At 57.1% G+C, this 16269-nt stretch carries 13 protein-coding genes; 9 read left to right on the top strand and 4 right to left on the bottom strand.

Annotation, left to right across the window (positions count from 1 at the left end):
• Nucleotides 1-2 precede the first annotated feature (2 nt).
• Together UTM25_RS17445 and UTM25_RS17440 are read right to left on the bottom strand one after the other, a co-directional pair.
• Nucleotides 3-560, bottom strand: a complete 558-nt coding sequence (locus UTM25_RS17445; RefSeq protein WP_194401397.1) for a DcrB family lipoprotein — start codon at nt 558-560, stop codon at nt 3-5.
• A gap of 72 nt (nt 561-632) precedes the next feature.
• A complete protein-coding gene (locus tag UTM25_RS17440; protein ID WP_023309514.1) occupies nt 633-1298 on the bottom strand; it encodes a 7-cyano-7-deazaguanine/7-aminomethyl-7-deazaguanine transporter in 666 nt (221 codons plus the stop codon).
• Nucleotides 1299-1465: 167 nt separating this feature from the next.
• Between UTM25_RS17440 and tusA the strand changes: the two genes are divergently transcribed.
• Nucleotides 1466-1708: a sulfurtransferase TusA gene (gene tusA / locus UTM25_RS17435; protein ID WP_008503071.1), complete on the top strand. Its 243-nt coding sequence runs from the start codon at nt 1466-1468 to the stop codon at nt 1706-1708.
• Between the two features lie 64 nt (nt 1709-1772).
• Here tusA and yhgN read toward each other — a convergent pair whose 3' ends face one another.
• Nucleotides 1773-2366 (bottom strand): NAAT family transporter YhgN, encoded by a 594-nt coding sequence (yhgN, locus tag UTM25_RS17430; RefSeq protein WP_003861574.1) that lies wholly within the window; start codon nt 2364-2366, stop codon nt 1773-1775.
• A gap of 179 nt (nt 2367-2545) precedes the next feature.
• Here yhgN and asd point away from each other — a divergent pair, with 179 nt between their 5' ends.
• From asd to glgP, 6 genes are all read left to right on the top strand, one after another.
• Nucleotides 2546-3649, top strand: a complete 1104-nt coding sequence (gene asd, locus UTM25_RS17425; RefSeq protein ID WP_194401398.1) for an aspartate-semialdehyde dehydrogenase — start codon at nt 2546-2548, stop codon at nt 3647-3649.
• Between the two features lie 249 nt (nt 3650-3898).
• Nucleotides 3899-6085, top strand: coding sequence for a 1,4-alpha-glucan branching enzyme (glgB, locus tag UTM25_RS17420; RefSeq protein ID WP_033147085.1), 2187 nt, complete (start codon nt 3899-3901; stop codon nt 6083-6085).
• The gene (glgX, locus tag UTM25_RS17415) at nt 6082-8055 is read left to right on the top strand and encodes a glycogen debranching protein GlgX (RefSeq protein ID WP_194401399.1); all 1974 of its coding nucleotides are present in this window, start codon (nt 6082-6084) and stop codon (nt 8053-8055) included. The genes glgB and glgX overlap by 4 nt, the downstream gene beginning before the upstream one ends.
• A gap of 17 nt (nt 8056-8072) precedes the next feature.
• A complete protein-coding gene (gene glgC, locus UTM25_RS17410; protein ID WP_023333724.1) occupies nt 8073-9368 on the top strand; it encodes a glucose-1-phosphate adenylyltransferase in 1296 nt (431 codons plus the stop codon).
• Nucleotides 9368-10801, top strand: a complete 1434-nt coding sequence (glgA, locus tag UTM25_RS17405) for a glycogen synthase GlgA (protein ID WP_194401400.1) — start codon at nt 9368-9370, stop codon at nt 10799-10801. Before glgC ends, glgA begins: the two co-directional genes overlap by 1 nt.
• Before the next feature lie 18 nt (nt 10802-10819).
• Complete coding sequence (gene glgP, locus UTM25_RS17400) at nt 10820-13267, top strand: glycogen phosphorylase (RefSeq protein WP_194401401.1); 2448 nt, start codon at nt 10820-10822, stop codon at nt 13265-13267.
• 87 nt (nt 13268-13354) lie between these two features.
• Here glgP and glpD read toward each other — a convergent pair whose 3' ends face one another.
• A complete protein-coding gene (glpD, locus tag UTM25_RS17395) occupies nt 13355-14863 on the bottom strand; it encodes a glycerol-3-phosphate dehydrogenase (RefSeq protein ID WP_194401402.1) in 1509 nt (502 codons plus the stop codon).
• 188 nt (nt 14864-15051) lie between these two features.
• Here glpD and glpE point away from each other — a divergent pair, with 188 nt between their 5' ends.
• Together glpE and glpG are read left to right on the top strand one after the other, a co-directional pair.
• Nucleotides 15052-15384 carry a thiosulfate sulfurtransferase GlpE gene (glpE, locus tag UTM25_RS17390; RefSeq protein WP_008503062.1) on the top strand — a complete coding sequence of 111 codons (333 nt, stop codon included), beginning with the start codon at nt 15052-15054 and terminating at the stop codon, nt 15382-15384.
• A gap of 47 nt (nt 15385-15431) precedes the next feature.
• Nucleotides 15432-16262: a rhomboid family intramembrane serine protease GlpG gene (gene glpG / locus UTM25_RS17385; protein WP_194401403.1), complete on the top strand. Its 831-nt coding sequence runs from the start codon at nt 15432-15434 to the stop codon at nt 16260-16262.
• Nucleotides 16263-16269: the final 7 nt, after the last annotated feature.

The raw sequence follows: 16269 nt of genomic DNA, 5'->3' as shown, positions 1-16269 counted from the left end.
CGTTACTGGATCACGATGGTGTTAATGATGTTTTCAGCAGCCGTCTGCGCTTTCTGCTGATCTTCCGCTGGCAGGGTGATCTGCAGGGTCAGCAGTTTGTTATCAACCTTGCCCAGCACCACAGAAGAGTAGGCTGTCTGGCCTTTTGCAGAAATGATGCTGTCGAGCTGTTGCAGCGTGTGGCCTTTCAGCTCGATGGATTTATTGGTCACGACCTGCAGCTGAGGATCGCGGCCGCGCTGCTGATCTTCCAGACGTTTGGACAGGACGGCCAGATCTTCGCTGGTGTCGTCGCCCACAATCACAATGACCGCTTTCTGCCCGGTTGCGTCGGAGTAAACGTGCATGTTATTCGCCTGGGTCCCCAGCTTGCCGCTCTGATCGGTGATATCGGCTGGCAGAGAGAAGCTGAGTTTGCCATCCATCAGATTCACCGGCTGGCCGGTCGCGTTGCTCTCTGCGGATGCGCCCTGAGCAGGCGTTTTCGTGTCGCTGTTATCACAGGCTGCAAGACCCACAACCAGCAGGCCAATCCCGACATATTTAACCAGATTGCGCATTGACTTCTTCCTTTCGATAAACGGCCATAACGGCTCATTCGCTCATCTTATCACAACTGATAAAGCGAACCCTTAACCAGCCTGCAATGCCGTGATTTCAGATTTATCTGCCAGTCTTTTCAGCAGCATATTGAGCAGCACGCCGTACATCGGCAGGAAGAACACAATGCTGATGAGCACCTTGAAGCAGTAGTCCACCAGCGCGATTTCCATCCAGTGTTCAGCCATGAACGCATCCGGACTGCGCCAGAAGGCGATGAAGAAGAAGGCCAGCGTATCGCTCACGTTACCGAACAGCGTGGAGGCGGTTGGCGCCATCCACCAGCGATGATTCTGACGCAGGCGGTTAAACACATGCACGTCGAGGATCTGCCCCAGCGCGTAGGCCATAAAGCTTGCCGCGGCGATACGGGCAACAAACAGGTTAAAGTGGGTTAATGCCTCAAAGCCCTGCCAGCTTCCCATATAAAACAGTGACGAAACTACGTACGAGATGAAGAGCGCCGGGAGCATGACCGAAAAAATAATACGGCGAGCCAGCGGTGCGCCAAAGATACGCACGGTCAAATCGGTCGCGAGGAAAATAAACGGGAAGCTGAATGCGCCCCAGGTGGTATGAAAACCAAAGATGGAGATTGGGAGCTGCACCAGATAGTTGCTGGAGGTGATCACCAGCAAATGGAAAAGCGAAAGCCAGAACAACGCTTTTACGCGCTGTGATTCAGAAAACGACGTCATATTGTGACCTTTTTAGACGTTGGGGTGAGGGAACCCAATAAAAACCGCAGCATGATACTGCTTTGACAGGACATTGCAATGGTTAGTTTTTACGCAATCGTTAACCTGGTTTGCATTGATCGCAACCGGGCGTAAACTACAGCCGTTTTTACCAGACCGAGAAGACCATGACCGACCTGTTTTCCAGCCCAGACCACACTCTTGATGCCCAGGGCCTTCGCTGCCCGGAACCGGTAATGATGGTACGTAAGACCGTGCGCAACATGCAGACCGGTGAAACGCTGCTGATTATTGCCGATGACCCGGCCACAACCCGCGATATTCCCGGCTTTTGTACCTTTATGGAGCATGAACTGGTGGCACAGCAGACCGAAGCGCTTCCGTACCGGTATTTGATTCGTAAGGGGTAGATGGGTAGTCCTCTGCGGCCTGATGCCCTCACCACGGCCCTCTCCCACGAGGAGAGGGAGAAAGTCATCCTTTCATCCACGCGCGGATCCCGTCCAGGAACATCTGCGTTGCCATCATCACCAGAATCAGCCCCATCAGGCGTTCCAGCGCGTTCACCCCTTTCTCACCCAGCAGGCGCAGGAACAGCGACGACTGCAGCAGGATGATAAACGTCCCGCCCCAGGCGATCAGCAGGGCAATCACCAGATGGCTCATCTGATTCGGATACTGGTGCGACAGCAGCATCAGCGTGGCCAGAATCGTTGGCCCGGCGACGAGTGGAATCGCCAGCGGCACGATAAACGGCTCTTCACCCGCAGGCAGGCCGCTGCTGCTGCCTTCCGCGCTCGGGAAAATCATCTTAATGGCAATCAGGAACAGAATAATCCCGCCGGAAATCGAAACGGTTTCGGCGCGCAGGTTCAGGAACGCGAGAATTTTTTCACCGGCAAACAGGAAGATAAACATCACGAGCAGGGCGATGAGCAGCTCGCGGATCATGATCGCCCGGCGGCGCTTCGGCTCGGTGTGCTTCAGCACCGACATGAAGATAGGCAGGTTTCCCAGTGGATCCATAATCAGGATCAATAAAACCGCCGCGGAAATGATTTCACTCATCTTTAAATTATCCCTGATACTTAGTAGTGTTATTCCGATGATTAGCGCTTTTTCTGATTGCCGGGCAATCATCGATTAATTTCGCTTGCGACTTTGGCAGCATTTTGTAATGTGAAGCATATCCCAGTTCAATACTGGCTTGCACAATCAGCACACACCCTCAGCAGGAAAAAAATGCTATGAAAAACGTTGGTTTTATCGGCTGGCGCGGTATGGTCGGCTCTGTACTCATGCAACGCATGGTTGAAGAGCGCGATTTCGACGCTATCCGCCCGGTCTTCTTCTCCACTTCCCAGCTCGGCCAGGCTGCTCCGTCCTTTGGTGGTACCACAGGCACGTTGCAGAATGCTTACGATCTGGAAGCGCTGAAGGCACTCGACATTATTGTGACGTGCCAGGGCGGCGATTATACCAACGAAATCTATCCAAAGCTGCGTGAAAGCGGCTGGCAGGGCTACTGGATTGACGCGGCTTCTTCGCTGCGCATGAAAGACGATGCCATCATCATTCTCGACCCGGTAAACCAGGGCGTCATCACCGACGGCCTCAACAACGGCGTGAAAACCTTTGTCGGCGGTAACTGTACCGTCAGCCTGATGCTGATGTCCCTCGGCGGCCTGTTCGCGCAGGATCTGGTGGAATGGGTCTCCGTGGCGACCTACCAGGCGGCGTCCGGCGGCGGCGCGCGTCATATGCGCGAGCTGCTGACCCAGATGGGCCAGCTGCACCAGAGCGTCGCGACCGAGCTGGCAAACCCGGCGTCCGCGATCCTTGATATTGAACGTAAGGTCACTCAGCTGACCCGCAGCGGCGACCTGCCGGTGGATAACTTCGGCGTACCGCTGGCCGGTGGCCTGATCCCTTGGATCGACAAACAGCTGGATAACGGCCAGACCCGCGAAGAGTGGAAGGGCCAGGCTGAGACCAACAAAATCCTCGCGACCGCGAACACCATTCCGGTTGACGGTCTGTGCGTGCGTATCGGCGCGCTGCGCTGCCACAGCCAGGCCTTCACCATTAAACTGAAAAAAGATGTGTCTATTCCGACCGTGGAAGAGCTGCTGGCCGCGCACAACCCGTGGGCGAAAGTGGTACCAAACGATCGCGATATCACCATGCGCGAGCTGACCCCGGCTGCCGTTACCGGCACGCTGACCACGCCGGTTGGCCGTCTGCGCAAGCTGAACATGGGGCCGGAGTATCTCTCCGCGTTCACCGTCGGCGACCAGCTCCTGTGGGGCGCCGCCGAGCCGCTGCGCCGCATGCTGCGCCAGCTGGCGTAATAACTTGTTAACTACCGGGGGTGATTTTCACCCCTTTTTTTTGCGTACTACATGGAGTAACACGCGTATGTCTTATTTTTTATCAGGAGTCATCTAGAGCGTTGGCTATGCTTTAAGGAAGAGTCATTTCTTACCTGAGGTTCGAACGGAGCAGAATGGATGCACATTTTTGTGCTGTCCCGTTCAGGTCACATTAAAAGTCGTCCCGGAGCGCTTAAAAAGGACGACATAAAAAACAGGATGAATACCATGTCCGATCGTGTGGATAGAGACGTGATTAATGCGCTTATTGCGGGTCATTTTGCTGACCCCTTTTCTGTGCTTGGGATGCATCAAACTGAGGACGGCCTTGAAGTTAGGGCACTGTTACCGGATGCCACAGAAGTCTGGGTGATTGAACCCAAAACCGGCCGCAAGGTGGGTAATCTTGAATGCCTCGATTCCCGTGGCTTCTTTTCGGGCGTAATGCCCCGCCGTAAAAACCCTTTTCGCTATCAGCTCGCCGTTCTCTGGCACGGTCAGCAAAACCTGATTGACGATCCTTACAGCTTTGGCCCTCTGCTTAAAGAGATGGACGCCTGGCTGCTCTCCGAAGGAACGCATCTTCGCCCTTATGAAACCCTGGGTGCCCATGCCGATACCATGGACGGCATTACCGGCACGCGGTTCTCCGTGTGGGCGCCTAACGCCCAGCGCGTCTCCGTTGTCGGCCAGTTCAACTACTGGGACGGTCGCCGCCACCCGATGCGCCTGCGCCGGGAAAGCGGCATCTGGGAGCTGTTTATCCCCGGAGCGCACCCCGGGCAGCTTTATAAATTCGAGATGATCGACGCTAACGGCAAGCTGCGCATTAAAGCCGACCCGTATGCCTTCGAAGCGCAGATGCGCCCGGATACCGCGTCGCTGATTTGCGGCCTGCCGGAGAAGGTCGTCCAGACGGAGGAGCGCAAACAGGCCAACCGCTTTGACGCGCCCATCTCCGTCTATGAGGTACACCTTGGCTCCTGGCGTCGCCATACCGATAACAACTTCTGGCTGAGCTATCGTGAGCTTGCCGACCAGCTGGTGCCCTATGCCAAATGGATGGGCTTTACCCACCTTGAGCTGCTGCCGGTCAACGAGCACCCGTTCGACGGCAGCTGGGGCTATCAGCCCACCGGGCTGTATGCGCCAACGCGCCGCTTCGGCACGCGCGATGACTTCCGCTATTTCATTGATGCCGCGCACGCCGCCGGGCTGAACGTCATCCTCGACTGGGTGCCGGGCCATTTCCCTGCGGATGATTTCGCGCTGGCAGAGTTTGACGGCACGAAGCTGTACGAGCACAGCGACCCGCGCGAAGGCTATCACCAGGACTGGAACACGCTGATCTACAACTATGGTCGCCGTGAGGTCGCAAACTACCTGGTCGGGAATGCCCTGTACTGGATCGAGCGGTTTGGCATTGATGCCCTGCGCGTCGATGCGGTGGCGTCGATGATCTACCGCGACTACAGCCGCAAAGAGGGCGAGTGGATCCCGAACGAGTTTGGCGGGCGTGAAAACCTGGAAGCGATTGAATTCCTCCGCAATACCAACCGCATTATCGGCGAACAGGTGGACGGTGCCGTGACCATGGCGGAAGAGTCGACCGACTTTGCGGGCGTCTCCCGTCCGCCGTCATCAGGCGGCCTGGGGTTCTGGTACAAGTGGAACCTGGGCTGGATGCACGATACGCTCGACTACATGAAGCTGGATCCGGTTCACCGTAAGTATCATCACGATAAGCTGACGTTCGGGATGCTCTACAACTACACCGAAAACTTCATGCTGCCGCTGTCGCATGATGAAGTGGTGCACGGCAAAAAATCCATTCTCGACCGCATGCCGGGCGACGCGTGGCAGAAGTTTGCCAACCTGCGCGCCTACTACGGCTGGATGTTTGCCTTCCCGGGCAAGAAACTGCTGTTTATGGGCAATGAGTTCGCACAGGGACGCGAGTGGAACCACGACGCCAGCCTCGACTGGCACCTGCTGGAAGGAGGCGACAACTGGCACCACGGGGTGCAGCGTCTGGTGCGCGACCTGAACCTGACCTACCGCCACCACAAAGCGCTGCACGAGCTCGACTTCGATCCGTACGGCTTTGAGTGGCTGGTAGTGGACGACCACGAGCGCTCGGTGTTTGTCTTTGTGCGTCGTGACAAAGCGGGTAACGAGATCATCGTCGCCAGCAACTTCACACCGGTGCCGCGCGAACACTACCGCTTCGGCATTAACCAGCCGGGCAAATGGCGCGAGATCCTGAATACCGACTCCATGCACTATCACGGCAGCAACGCCGGTAACGGCGGGCTGGTACAGAGCGACGCCATCGAAAGCCACGGGCGACCCAACTCCCTGAGCCTGACGCTGCCGCCGCTTGGCACCATCTGGCTGATGCGGGAGGGCGAATGACGCAGCTTACGGCAGGTGAACCCGAACCGCTCGGCGCGCGTTTTGACGGAAAGGGTGTCAATTTCACCCTCTTTTCCGCTCATGCTGAGCGGGTAGAACTGTGCGTGTTTGATGGGGAAGGTAACGAGCACCGTTACGATTTACCCGCGCGCACGGGGGATACCTGGCACGGCTACCTGGCCGGGGGACGGCCAGGCATGCACTATGGCTTTCGCGTACACGGTCCGTGGAATCCGGCGCAGGGCCACTGGTTTAACCCGGCGAAGCTGTTGATTGATCCGTGCGCGCACCGCGTGGACGGCGAATTTAAAGACGACCCGCTCTTCCACGTGGGCTACGGCGAGCCCGACCACCGCGACAGCGCGCCCGTCGCGCCAAAAAGCGTGGTGGTAAACGATCTTTATGACTGGGAAGACGATGCTCCGCCGCAGACGCCGTGGGGCAATACCGTCATTTATGAAGCCCACGTTAAAGGGCTGACGTACCTGCACCCGTCGATCCCCAAAGAGATGCGCGGCACCTATAAGGCGCTCGGGCATCCAACCATGATCGCCTACCTGAAGCACCTCGGCATCACCGCTCTGGAGCTGTTACCCGTCGCCCATTTCGCCAGCGAGCCGCGCCTGCAGCGGCTGGGGCTAAGCAACTACTGGGGCTACAACCCGCTGGCGATGTTCGCGCTTGAGCCACGCTATGCCGCCCATCCGGAAAAGGCGCGGGACGAGTTTCGCGATGCGGTGAAGGCGCTCCATACGGCGGGCATTGAGGTCATTCTGGACGTCGTGCTGAACCACAGTGCCGAAAGCGATCTCGACGGTCCGACGCTCTCCATGCGCGGAATTGATAACCGTAGCTATTATTGGATCAGGCAGGATGGCGATTATGAGAACTGGACCGGCTGCGGTAACACGCTCAACCTCAGCCATCCGGCGGTCACGCATTTTGCTTATGAATGCCTGAAATACTGGGTGGAAACGTTCCACGTCGACGGTTTTCGTTTCGACCTGGCGCCCGTGATGGGGCGCACGCCGGCGTTCAGCCAGCAGGCTCCGCTGTTTGAGGCGATAAAAAACTGTCCGGTGCTTTCGCAGGTGAAGCTCATCGCGGAGCCGTGGGACATCGGGGAAGGCGGTTATCAGGTCGGGAATTTCCCGCCGCTGTTTGCCGAGTGGAACGATCACTACCGCGATGCCGCGCGCCGCTTCTGGCTGGAACGGAATCTGTCGCTGGGGGAGTTCGCCGGACGCTTTGCCGCTTCAAGCGATCTCTTTAAGCGCGACGGCAAACGCCCGTCGGCCACCGTCAATCTGTTGACGGCACACGACGGTTTTACGCTCAGGGACTGCGTTTGTTTCAATCAGAAACACAATGAGGCAAACGGCGAAGAGAATCGCGATGGCACTAACAATAACCATAGCTTTAATCATGGTATAGAAGGGTTAGGCGGAAACCTGGACGTCATCGAGCGGCGACGCGCCAGCGTTCATGCTTTGTTGACAACGCTTTTACTGTCGCAGGGCACGCCGATGCTGCTGGCAGGCGATGAACACGGCCATAGCCAGCACGGTAACAACAATGCGTATTGCCAGGACAACACGTTAACCTGGCTCGACTGGGGTGAAGCCAACAGCGGGCTGATTCATTTTACCGCTGCGCTAATCCATCTTCGCCAGCAGATCCCCGCGCTGAACGCCGACCGCTGGTGGGAAGAGGGTGACGGCAACGTTCGCTGGTTGAATCAAGACGCGCAACCGTTAAGCGCGCAAGAGTGGCAACACGGCGTACCACGCCTGCAAATCCTGCTGTCGGATAAATGGCTGGTGACGCTGAACGCGACGGATGACGTCGCAGAGATTGTTTTACCTGACGGGGAGTGGCGCGCCGTTCCCCCCTTTGCCGGAGCGGATAATCCGGTAGTAATGGCTGTCTGGCACGGGCCTGCGCACGGAGTGTGCGTATTCCAAAGATGATAAAAAAGGAGTTAGTCATGGTTAGATTAGAGAAGAACGATCCCTTAATGTTGGCACGCCAGCTACCATTAAAAACGGTCGCCCTGATACTTGCGGGCGGGCGTGGTACCCGTCTGAAAGATTTGACCATCAAGCGCGCCAAACCGGCTGTTCACTTTGGTGGTAAGTTCCGCATCATCGACTTTGCGCTCTCCAACTGCCTGAACTCGGGCATTCGCCGCATTGGCGTCATTACGCAGTATCAGTCGCACACGCTGGTTCAGCATATTCAGCGCGGCTGGTCATTCTTCAGCGAAGAGATGAACGAGTTTGTCGATCTCCTTCCCGCTCAGCAACGCGTCCACGGTGAGAACTGGTATCGCGGAACGGCGGATGCAGTGACGCAGAACCTCGACATCATTCGTCGCTACAGCGCGGAATACATCGTGATCCTCGCCGGGGACCATATCTACAAGCAAGATTACTCCCACATGCTCATCGACCACGTCGAAAAAGGGGCGCGCTGCACCGTAGCGTGTCTGCCTGTGCCCGTTGCTGAAGCGACGGCGTTTGGCGTGATGCACGTGGATGCCGACGACAAAATTATCGACTTTGTTGAAAAACCGGCGAACCCGCCAACCATGCCCGGCGATGACACCAAATCGCTCGCCAGCATGGGGATTTATGTCTTTGATGCAGATTATCTTTATGAGCTGCTGGAGGAAGACGACAAAGACGAAAACTCCAGCCACGACTTCGGTAAAGACATCATTCCGAAAATCACTAAAGCTGGCATGGCGTATGCACATCCTTTCCCGCTGTCCTGCGTGCAGTCCGACCCTAATGCGGAACCATACTGGCGTGATGTGGGAACTCTGGAAGCGTACTGGAAAGCGAACCTCGACCTGGCGTCAGTCACGCCTGAGCTGGATATGTACGACCAGAACTGGCCGATTCGTACCCATATGGAATCGCTGCCGCCGGCCAAATTCGTGCAGGATCGCTCCGGCAGCCACGGTATGACGCTGAACTCGCTGGTGTCCGGCGGGTGCATTATTTCAGGCTCGGTGGTGGTGCAGTCGGTGCTGTTCCCCCGCGTGCGGATAAATTCATTCTGTAATATCGATTCGGCAGTCTTACTGCCTGATGTCTGGGTTGGGCGCTCGTGCCGTCTGCGTCGCTGCGTTATCGATCGTGCCTGCGTCATTCCAGAAGGGATGGTGATTGGTGAGAATGCGGAAGAAGACGCGCGTCGTTTCTACCGTTCGGAAGAGGGGATCGTGTTAGTCACACGGGAAATGTTGCGGAAGCTGCAGATCAAACAGGAGCGATGATGCAGGTTTTACACGTATGTTCTGAGATGTTCCCGTTGTTAAAAACGGGCGGTCTGGCAGATGTTCTGGGTGCATTACCGGCAGCGCAAATCGCCGGAGGCGTGGATACCCGAGTCCTGCTGCCCGCCTTTCCGGATATCCGGCGTGGTATTCCCGATGCAAAAGTGGTGACCCGCCGTGAGACCTTCGCCGGACGCATCACCCTGCTGTTTGGACATTACAATGGCGTAGGGATTTACCTGATCGACGCGCCGCACTTATACGATCGACCGGGCAGCCCGTATCACGATACGAACCTGTTCGCTTATACCGATAACGTGCTGCGCTTTGCGCTGCTCGGCTGGGTCGGGGCAGAAATGGCGACGGGGCTGGATCCGTTCTGGCGCCCGGATGTGGTGCACGCGCACGACTGGCACGCCGGGCTTGCCCCGGCGTATCTCGCGGCGCGCGGCCATCCGGCCAAATCGGTCTTTACCGTGCACAACCTGGCGTATCAGGGGATGTACTATGCCCATCACATGAGTGAAATCGATCTGCCATTATCGTTCTATAACATGCACGGACTGGAATTTAACGGGCAGATCTCGTTCCTGAAAGCCGGGCTCTATTACGCCGATCATATTACCGCCGTGAGCCCAACCTACGCCCGTGAGATCACCCAGCCGGAGTTTGGCTACGGCATGGAAGGTTTGCTGCAACAGCGCCATCGCGAAGGCCGCCTGTCGGGCATTCTGAACGGCGTGGATGAACAGATCTGGAGCCCGGAAACCGATCTCCTGCTGGCGGCGCGCTATGGCCGTGATTCCGTGGAAGAAAAAGCGGAAAACAAACGCCAGCTGCAGATTGCGATGGGCCTGAAGGTTAACGACAAGGTGCCGCTGTTCGCGGTGGTCAGCCGCCTGACCAGCCAGAAAGGGCTGGATCTGGTGCTTGAGGCGTTGCCCGGTTTACTGGAGCAGGGCGGGCAGCTGGCGCTGCTCGGCGCGGGCGACCCGGTGCTGCAGGAAGGTTTCCTTGCCGCCGCGGCGGAACATCCGGGTCAGGTGGGAGTGCAGATTGGCTATCACGAAGCGTTCTCGCACCGCATTATGGGCGGCGCGGACGTCATCCTGGTGCCGAGCCGTTTCGAACCCTGCGGCCTGACGCAGCTTTACGGCCTGAAATACGGCACGCTGCCGCTGGTACGCCGTACGGGCGGACTGGCGGATACCGTATCCGATAGCTCTCTGGAAAACCTGGCGGACGGTATCGCCAGCGGGTTTGTCTTTGAGGACAGTAATGCCTGGTCGCTGCTTCGGGCGATTCGGCGTGCTTTCGTCTTGTGGTCCCGTCCATCGCTCTGGCGTTACGTTCAGCGTCAGGCGATGTCCATGGACTTTAGCTGGCATGTCGCGGCGCAGTCATACCGCGATCTCTATCAACGCTTGATGTAACGAGGCGAAGTTACTGATATGAACGCTCCATTTAGCTACTCTTCACCCACGCTCAGCGTTGAGGCGTTAAAGCACTCCATCGCCTACAAGCTGATGTTCACCATCGGGAAAGATCCGGTTATCGCCAACAAGCACGAGTGGCTGAACGCCACCCTGTTTGCGGTGCGTGACCGCTTAGTTGAACGCTGGCTGCGCTCAAACCGCGCCCAGCTCTCGCAGGAAACGCGTCAGGTTTACTACCTGTCGATGGAATTTTTGATTGGCCGCACGCTCTCCAACGCGCTGTTGTCGCTCGGTATTTATGACGACGTCAAAACCGCCCTGGAAGAGATGGGGTTAGATTTAGAAGAGCTGATCGACGAAGAGAACGACCCGGGCCTCGGCAACGGCGGCCTGGGGCGTCTCGCCGCCTGCTTCCTCGACTCGCTGGCGACGCTTGCGCTGCCGGGCCGCGGCTACGGTATTCGCTACGATTACGGCATGTTCAAACAGAACATCGTCGACGGGCGCCAGAAAGAGTCGCCTGACTACTGGCTGGAGTACGGCAACCCGTGGGAGTTCAAGCGCCACAATACGCGCTACAAGGTGCGCTTTGGCGGGCGTATCCAGCAGGAAGGCAAAAAGTCCCGCTGGGTAGAAACGGAAGAGATCCTGGCCGTGGCCTACGACCAGATTATCCCCGGCTATGACACCGATGCCACCAACACGCTGCGCCTGTGGAGTGCCCAGGCCAGTAGCGAAATTAACCTCGGTAAATTCAACCAGGGTGACTACTTCGCGGCGGTGGAAGATAAAAACCACTCCGAGAACGTGTCCCGCGTGCTGTACCCGGATGACTCGACCTACTCCGGCCGCGAGCTGCGCCTGCGTCAGGAGTATTTCCTCGTTTCGGCGACCATTCAGGACATCCTCAGCCGCCACCATCAGCTCCACAGAACCTACGCCAATCTGGCGGAGAAAACCGCGATTCACCTCAATGACACCCACCCGGTGCTATCCATTCCGGAACTGATGCGCCTGCTCATCGACGAGCATAAGTTCAGCTGGGACGATGCCTTCGAGGTGACCTGTCAGGTATTCTCGTACACCAACCACACGCTGATGAGCGAAGCGCTGGAGACCTGGCCGGTGGATATGCTGGGCAAGATCCTGCCGCGCCATCTGCAGATTATCTTTGAGATTAACGACTACTTCCTCAAGACGCTGCAGGAGCAGTACCCGAACGATACCGGGCTGCTGAGCCGGGCGTCCATCATTGATGAATCCAATGGGCGCCGCGTGCGCATGGCCTGGCTGGCGGTGGTCATCAGCCATAAGGTCAACGGCGTATCTGAGCTGCACTCAAACCTGATGGTGCAGTCGCTGTTTGCAGACTTCGCGAAGATCTTCCCGACGCGCTTCTGCAACGTCACCAACGGCGTTACGCCGCGCCGCTGGCTGGCGCTGGCCAACCAGCCGCTCTCTGAGGTGCTGGACGAGAATATCGGCCGCACCTGGCGTACCGATTTAAGCCAGCTGAGCGAGCTGGAACAGCATATTGATTTCCCGACGGTGAACAAAGCCGTGCGCGAAGCCAAGCTGCTGAACAAAAAACGGCTGGCGGTCTGGCTGGCGCTGCACCTCAACGTGGTGGCAAACCCTAAAGCGCTGTTCGACGTGCAGATTAAACGAATCCATGAATACAAGCGTCAGCTGATGAACGTGCTGCACGTTATCACCCATTACAACCGCATCAAGGCCGATCCAACGGCCGACTGGGTACCGCGCGTGAAGATCTTCGCCGGTAAGGCGGCTTCTGCCTACTACATGGCGAAGCACATCATTCATCTCATCAACGATGTGGCGAAGGTGGTTAACCAGGATCCGGATATTGGCGACAAGCTGAAGGTGGTATTCATTCCAAACTACAGCGTAAGCCTGGCGCAGATGATCATCCCGGCGGCGGATCTCTCTGAGCAGATTTCTACGGCGGGTACGGAAGCATCCGGCACCAGTAACATGAAGTTTGCCCTTAACGGCGCGCTGACCATCGGCACGCTTGACGGGGCGAACGTCGAGATGCTGGAGCACGTGGGCGAAGATAATATCTTTATCTTCGGTAATACGACGGAAGAGGTGGAGGCGCTGCGCAGGAAAGGCTACTCGCCGCGTCAATATTACGAAGAGGATGAAGAGTTACGCCAGGTGCTGACGCAGATCGCGACCGGTGTGTTTAGCCCTGACGAACCGAGCCGCTACCGCGATCTGGTGGATTCGCTGATTAACTTTGGCGATCACTACCAGGTGCTGGCGGATTATCGCAGCTACGTGGACTGTCAGGATAAGGTGGATGAACTTTATCGTCAGCAGGAGAAGTGGACCAGTGTTGCGATGCATAACATCGCCAATATGGGGTATTTCTCGTCTGACAGGACCATCAAGGAGTATGCCGACACGATCTGGCATATTGATCCGGTGAGGTTGTAAAAGCAAAACGGCAACCTCGGTTACCGTTTTAGTGTTTGTTCCCTCTCCCTGTGGGAGAGGGTGAGGGCATCAGCCGGACCGATCGCATCAAGACGCTAGCGACAGCTCACGCTTCCCCGCATTTTGCAGTAACCACTGCGCCACGCGAGACTGCTGCTCGGCGCTGAGCCACATCCCTTCTTTGGTACGACGCCAGATAGCATCGTCCAGACGACGTACCCACTCGTGTTCAACCAGATAGCGCAGCTCGGCTTCGTACAGCTCGTGGCCGAAATGCTCGCCCAGATCCGCAATCTCCTTTGCATCGCCCAGGAACAGCTCGGTATTGCTGCCGTAGGTGCGGGCATAGTGGCGCGCCATCCCTTCGGTAATGAACGGGAAGCGACGGCGCAGCTTCGCGGCGTAATCATCGCGGTTGTCGCCGATATCACCGCCGGGCAGTACCGCGCCTTTGGTCCATGCCGGGCCAATGCCTTTATAGTATGGCGCCAGTTTTTCCAGCGCGTGCTCGGCCAGCTTGCGGTAGGTGGTCAGCTTTCCGCCAAACACGGAAAGCAGCGGCGCCTGACCGTCAACGTCGTGAATATCGAGCGTATAGTCGCGGGTAATCGCCTGCGGCGAGTCAGACTCGTCATCACACAGCGGACGCACGCCGGAGTAGGTCCAGACCACGTCATCGCGTGACAGCTGTTTCCTGAAGTGCGCGTTATACACTTTGAGCAGGTAGTTCACTTCGCTCTCGTCGATCTCGACGTTCTTCGGATCGCCTTTGTACTCCACGTCGGTGGTACCGATGATCGAGAATTCGTCCATCCACGGGATCACAAACACGATGCGCTTGTCTTCGTTCTGCAGGATGTAGGCCTGCTTCTGCGTATGCACGCGCGGCACCACAATGTGGCTGCCCTTGATCAGGCGAATGCCGTACGGCGAAGGCAGATGCATGCCGTCGTCGAAGAACTGCTTCACCCACGGGCCGGTAGCGTTCACCAGGCCGCGCGCTTTCCAGCTGAATTTCTCGCCGGTATCGATGTCTTCCGCTTCCACAATCCACAGGCCGTTTTCACGACGGGCAGAGGTTGCGCGGGTACGGGTTTTCACCTCACCACCTTTTTTCTCAACCATCTGGGCATTCGCCAGCACCAGACGTGCATCGTCCACCCAGCAGTCGGAATATTCGAAACCGCGCACGATTTCAGGCTTAAGGACCGATTCTGAGCCAAAACGCAAACCCTTCGAACCCGGGAGGCTGGTGCGTTTACCCAGATGATCGTACATAAACAGACCGATTCGGATCATCCACGCCGGACGCAGATGCGGGCGATGGGGCAGGCGGAAGCGCATCGGAATAGCCAGATGCGGTGCCATTTTCAGCAGCACTTCACGTTCGGCCAGTGCTTCACTGACCAGGCGGAATTCGTAGTGTTCCAGGTAGCGCAGGCCACCGTGAATCAGTTTGGAGCTGGCGGACGACGTCGCGCAGGCGAGATCGTTAGCTTCCAGCATCAGTACGGATAAACCGCGTCCTGCGGCGTCGACCGCAATACCGGCACCGTTGATGCCACCGCCTATCACAATCAGATCTTTGGTTTCCATAACACCCTCATGCACTTTCGTTAAAGCTCAGAAATGTTCGATATCGCTCATAATAGCAAAGGAACGCGCTTTTGGTAACATCAAAAAAACAATTTAGAGTGATATGGATAACATAATGGCGTTTACCCGCCGCCAGGACGTACACTACGGGGTAAAATAGTGCCGTTGAACAATGTAAAGAGAACACCATGGATCAGTTTGAATGTATTAACGTAGAAGAAGCCCACCAGAAGATGCACCAGGGAAAAGCGGTGCTGGTGGACATCCGCGATCCGCAGAGTTTTGCGATGGGCCATACGCCGGGCGCGTTCCATCTCACCAACGACACGCTGGGCGCGTTTATGCGCGATAACGACTTCGATACGCCGGTGATGGTCATGTGCTATCACGGCAACAGTAGCAAAGGCGCGGCGCAGTATCTGCTTCAGCAGGGTTACGACGCGGTTTACAGCGTTGACGGCGGTTTTGATGCCTGGCATCGTCATTTCCCGGCAGAAGTGGAATACGCTTTTGAGCGCTGATCCCGCTATACTGTCCCCTTTTGTGTGGAAATAAGCGACCGCTGCCCATGTTGATGATCACCTCTTTTACCAACCCGCGCGTTGCCCAGGCGTTTGTCGACTATATGGCGACGCAGGGCGTTATTCTGACTATTCAGCAACATACGCAGACCGACGTCTGGCTGGCCGATGAGAGCCAGGCCGGGCGGGTAAACGAGGAGCTGGCGCGTTTTCTTGAGAACCCTGGCGACCCGCGCTATCTGGCGGCCAGCTGGCAGTCTGGCCAGACCGACAGCGGATTGCACTACAGCCGTTTTCCCTTCCTTGCCACTATCCGGGAACGCGCGGGCCCGTTTACGCTGCTGCTGATGGCGGCCTGCATTATTGTCTTCATTATCATGAACGTGGTCGGCGACCAGAGCGTGATGATTGCCCTGGCCTGGCCCTATGACCCGTCTCTTGAGCTTGACGTCTGGCGCTACTTTACCCACGCGCTGATGCACTTCTCGGTGATGCATATCCTCTTTAACCTGCTCTGGTGGTGGTATCTCGGCGGTGCTGTTGAAAAGCGTCTGGGCAGCGGCAAGCTGATCGTTATCACCCTTATCAGCGCCCTGCTGAGCGGCTATGTTCAGCACAAGTTCAGCGGGCCGTGGTTCGGCGGGCTGTCGGGCGTCGTGTATGCCCTGATGGGCTATGTCTGGCTCCGCGGGGAGCGCGATCCGGAGAGCGGCATCTATCTGCAACGCGGATTAATAACCTTTGCGTTAATATGGCTAATTGCCGGATGGTTTGATCTGTTTGGTATGTCTATCGCCAACGGTGCACACGTCGCCGGGCTGGCCGTGGGGCTGGCGATGGCGTTTGCCGACACGCTCCATGCGCGAAAACGAACATAATTCTCAG

Origin of the sequence: Enterobacter sp. 61D5, assembly GCF_034107965.1 — a bacterium.
GTDB classification, from domain to species: Bacteria; Pseudomonadota; Gammaproteobacteria; order Enterobacterales; family Enterobacteriaceae; genus Enterobacter; species Enterobacter cloacae_M.
Note: the sequence above shows the minus strand (reverse complement) of the source record. Positions and strands in the feature narration are given on the sequence as shown.

Bases quoted from the DNA above. Each gene is read 5' to 3' on its own strand.
- UTM25_RS17445 (WP_194401397.1), bottom strand. From the start codon at position 560: ATGCGCAATCTGGTTAAATATGTCGGGATTGGCCTGCTGGTTGTGGGT.
- UTM25_RS17440 (WP_023309514.1), bottom strand. From the start codon at position 1,298: ATGACGTCGTTTTCTGAATCACAGCGCGTAAAAGCGTTGTTCTGGCTT.
- tusA (WP_008503071.1), top strand. From the start codon at position 1,466: ATGACCGACCTGTTTTCCAGCCCAGACCACACTCTTGATGCCCAGGGC.
- yhgN (WP_003861574.1), bottom strand. From the start codon at position 2,366: ATGAGTGAAATCATTTCCGCGGCGGTTTTATTGATCCTGATTATGGAT.
- asd (WP_194401398.1), top strand. From the start codon at position 2,546: ATGAAAAACGTTGGTTTTATCGGCTGGCGCGGTATGGTCGGCTCTGTA.
- glgB (WP_033147085.1), top strand. From the start codon at position 3,899: ATGTCCGATCGTGTGGATAGAGACGTGATTAATGCGCTTATTGCGGGT.
- glgX (WP_194401399.1), top strand. From the start codon at position 6,082: ATGACGCAGCTTACGGCAGGTGAACCCGAACCGCTCGGCGCGCGTTTT.
- glgC (WP_023333724.1), top strand. From the start codon at position 8,073: ATGGTTAGATTAGAGAAGAACGATCCCTTAATGTTGGCACGCCAGCTA.
- glgA (WP_194401400.1), top strand. From the start codon at position 9,368: ATGCAGGTTTTACACGTATGTTCTGAGATGTTCCCGTTGTTAAAAACG.
- glgP (WP_194401401.1), top strand. From the start codon at position 10,820: ATGAACGCTCCATTTAGCTACTCTTCACCCACGCTCAGCGTTGAGGCG.
- glpD (WP_194401402.1), bottom strand. From the start codon at position 14,863: ATGGAAACCAAAGATCTGATTGTGATAGGCGGTGGCATCAACGGTGCC.
- glpE (WP_008503062.1), top strand. From the start codon at position 15,052: ATGGATCAGTTTGAATGTATTAACGTAGAAGAAGCCCACCAGAAGATG.
- glpG (WP_194401403.1), top strand. From the start codon at position 15,432: ATGTTGATGATCACCTCTTTTACCAACCCGCGCGTTGCCCAGGCGTTT.